Source organism: Microbacterium sp. gxy059 (assembly GCF_050958665.1).
GTDB lineage: Bacteria > Actinomycetota > Actinomycetes > Actinomycetales > Microbacteriaceae > Microbacterium.
Genome location: NZ_JAMXWT010000044.1, coordinates 1 through 2,428, shown reverse-complemented (window position 1 = coordinate 2,428; position 2,428 = coordinate 1). Strand labels below are relative to the sequence as shown.

Sequence of the window (2,428 nt, the reverse complement as noted above, 5' to 3'; positions counted from 1 at the left end):
CTCCGTGTGTCAGGTTAGAGTTGCTGGCCGAGGGAGATGAGCCAGTTCACCCACGCCACCCCCGCGCCGGCGAGGGTGGCGGCACCGACGCCGACGAGCACCCCCACCCGGCCCTTGCCGGCGAGTGCGTGGTTGCCGTGCGGGGCGGCCAACGCCCAGCAGATCGCCGAGACGATGACCATGAGCACCGCAACGATAAGCACGATCATGAGCAGGGCGCCGATGACCTCTCTCAGCTCACCGATCCCTCCGAGTCCGTCGAAGTCGGGAAAGACGTCCATCACGCACCAACCAGCGACGGCAAGCGCTCAAAGCTTTTGAAACCCATGTCCTCAGGTGCACAGGCCGAGCCCGTGGAGCGGCGTACTGGGACAGACCGATGGCCTTGCGCTGGCCGCTGTGCCGTTTCTTCCGAGGGTCAGGTAGTCGTCTTCATGGGAGGGGCGGTCAAGTGTTCTTTCGACCAGGCCAGCGCGGTCCTGCATGAGGCGAGTCCGTACTGCAACGTTGCGAGCTGATGGGCGGCGACGTCCTCGAAACCTTCCGGCACGTCCAAAGTCAAAGCCTGCGCCTCCAGGCGCTCCAGGCGGCCGAGTTCCGAGCGTATGCGTTCCTCGATGTGGGCCACGACCGTCGGTCTTTCGTGCGGCTGTAGAAGCCCCAGGAAGTACGTCCTCGCCAGCACAGCCGTCTCAAAATCGGAGGATGGCAGCTCAGCGAGCATCCAGTTGCGGAACTTCTCGCGGCCCGCCTCGGTGATCGCGTACGTCTTCTTGCCGCGCGGACCGTCCTGCGACGCCACTCCGATGTGCCCGTCCGCGAGCATCCGATCGAGCGACCGCTTGATGCTCCCAGTGCTCGCGCTGTAGAAGAGCGAGATGCCCGCCTCGAAGTTCTTCGTTAGCTCGTACAGGCTTTGCGGCCAGAGCATGAGGAGCCCGAGGATCACGTTGGACATGTGGTCGAGCCTATCGCCTTGACGCTACTCAATCTATCTACTAGACATATCCCTGAGAGGGGTTAGACCGTTCCTCGTTGAGAGGTCACCGTGAGCGCTGCTACCGCCATCAGCAACACCGTCGAGAAGATCCATCGCACGCGCAGCCGCCGCGTGCCCGAACTCCCTATCGCGCTCGTGACCGGCCCGCGGCTTGAACTCGCCTCAGGCGATCCCGACCAGCCGTTCTTTATCGCGAGCATCGACAAGGTGTTCTATGCGACCCTCGTCGCGCAATTGTTCGACGAGGGCCGCTTCGGGCCGGACACCCCGATCGGGCGACTGCTGCCTGCGGACGATCTCGCGCCTCTCCCCGCGACCCCCGGAGTCGACAATGCGCGCGATGTCACGGTGCAGCAGCTGCTATCGCATACGTCCGGCTTGCCCGACGTGCTGCTTCCGCCGCGAGGTCACGACACGACCTGCTCGATCCCGAACCTGCTGGCCGATCCCGGCCACCTGTGGTCGATCGCGGAGTTCTTGCAGCAGGCCAGGCACCTCCCTCCCTTCGCCATACCGGGCGAGCGATTCCTCTACGGCGACACCGCCTACTTTCTGCTCATCCGGATCATCGAAGAGGCTCGCGGGAGCGGCATCGACCAGCAGCTGCGCACCCGCATCTTCGATCCGGCAGGCATGGCCGACACCGCCGAGTGGGTCGGTGCCGACGCCGAGCGGCTCGACGACCTCTTCCCGAGGCTTGCGCCTTTCTGGTTTGGCGGCGCTGCCCGCGTCTCCCGGGCGTTCGCGCCAAACCTCACGTGGCAGAACGGCGTGGGAGGGCCGTCGACAGCGAATGATCTCGTACGGTTCCAGCGCGAGCTGCACAGCGGCCATCTGTGCGACCCCGAATGGGTCCGAATCTTCGGTACGCCGCGGAGCAGGTTCCGCCCCGGCATTCACTACGGGACGGGCATGGTAGTCCTCCGATTCGGAGGCTTCTTCCCTCTTCTGCGCAAGTACCCCCAGCCGACGGGGGGCCTTGGCTACACCGCGACGCACATGTTCTACTACCCGCAACAACGGACTCACGTCATCATGAACTACCACGCGCACCGTCGTATGCAGGCAAGCTTTCAGATGCACATCCGCCTTGCTGGGCTGATCGCACGTCACGGCTGACTGCCTACGGGCGTGAACCGTTAAGCAAATGCCAGGCCCGCGAGACGGTGACGTGCAGGTGGTCGAAGGGGTCTGCTGCATGTTTAGGCGACAGTCATTAGTCACGCCGCGAGGGCGAGGTCTTTGGTCGTGGTGGTCTCGAACTCGATCGGCGTCAAACGCCCCAGGCGGGCTTGCCGTCGTCGACGGTGATAGGTCCTCTCGATCCAGGTCACGATCGCGATGCGTAACTGCTCGCGGGTGGTCCATGAACGCCGGTTGAGGACGTTTTTCAGCAGGAGAGAGAAGAACGATTCCATGGCCGCGTTG

Annotated in this window: 4 protein-coding genes; 1 reads left to right on the top strand and 3 read right to left on the bottom strand. The window is 64.1% G+C overall.

Translation table 11 applies throughout. The annotated features are described in order from the left end of the window. Positions 1-14: 14 nt before the first annotated feature. Together NHL53_RS14525 and NHL53_RS14520 are read right to left on the bottom strand one after the other, a co-directional pair. Positions 15-281, bottom strand: a complete 267-nt coding sequence (locus NHL53_RS14525) for a DUF6112 family protein (protein ID WP_433777609.1) — start codon at positions 279-281, stop codon at positions 15-17. Positions 282-418: 137 nt separating this feature from the next. Further along, positions 419-958 (bottom strand): helix-turn-helix transcriptional regulator, encoded by a 540-nt coding sequence (locus NHL53_RS14520; RefSeq protein WP_433777608.1) that lies wholly within the window; start codon positions 956-958, stop codon positions 419-421. A 90-nt stretch (positions 959-1,048) separates the two neighbouring features. On the opposite strand from NHL53_RS14520, the gene NHL53_RS14515 reads away from it, so the two are divergent. Next, complete coding sequence (locus NHL53_RS14515; protein ID WP_433777607.1) at positions 1,049-2,119, top strand: serine hydrolase domain-containing protein; 1,071 nt, start codon at positions 1,049-1,051, stop codon at positions 2,117-2,119. A 101-nt stretch (positions 2,120-2,220) separates the two neighbouring features. Here the strand turns inward: NHL53_RS14515 and NHL53_RS14510 are convergent. Then, positions 2,221-2,428 (bottom strand): IS3 family transposase (locus NHL53_RS14510; RefSeq protein WP_433777606.1); only part of this gene is annotated, 208 nt, incomplete at its 5' end.

Bases quoted from the DNA above. Each gene is read 5' to 3' on its own strand.
- NHL53_RS14525 (WP_433777609.1), bottom strand. From the start codon at position 281: ATGGACGTCTTTCCCGACTTCGACGGACTCGGAGGGATCGGTGAGCTG.
- NHL53_RS14520 (WP_433777608.1), bottom strand. From the start codon at position 958: ATGTCCAACGTGATCCTCGGGCTCCTCATGCTCTGGCCGCAAAGCCTG.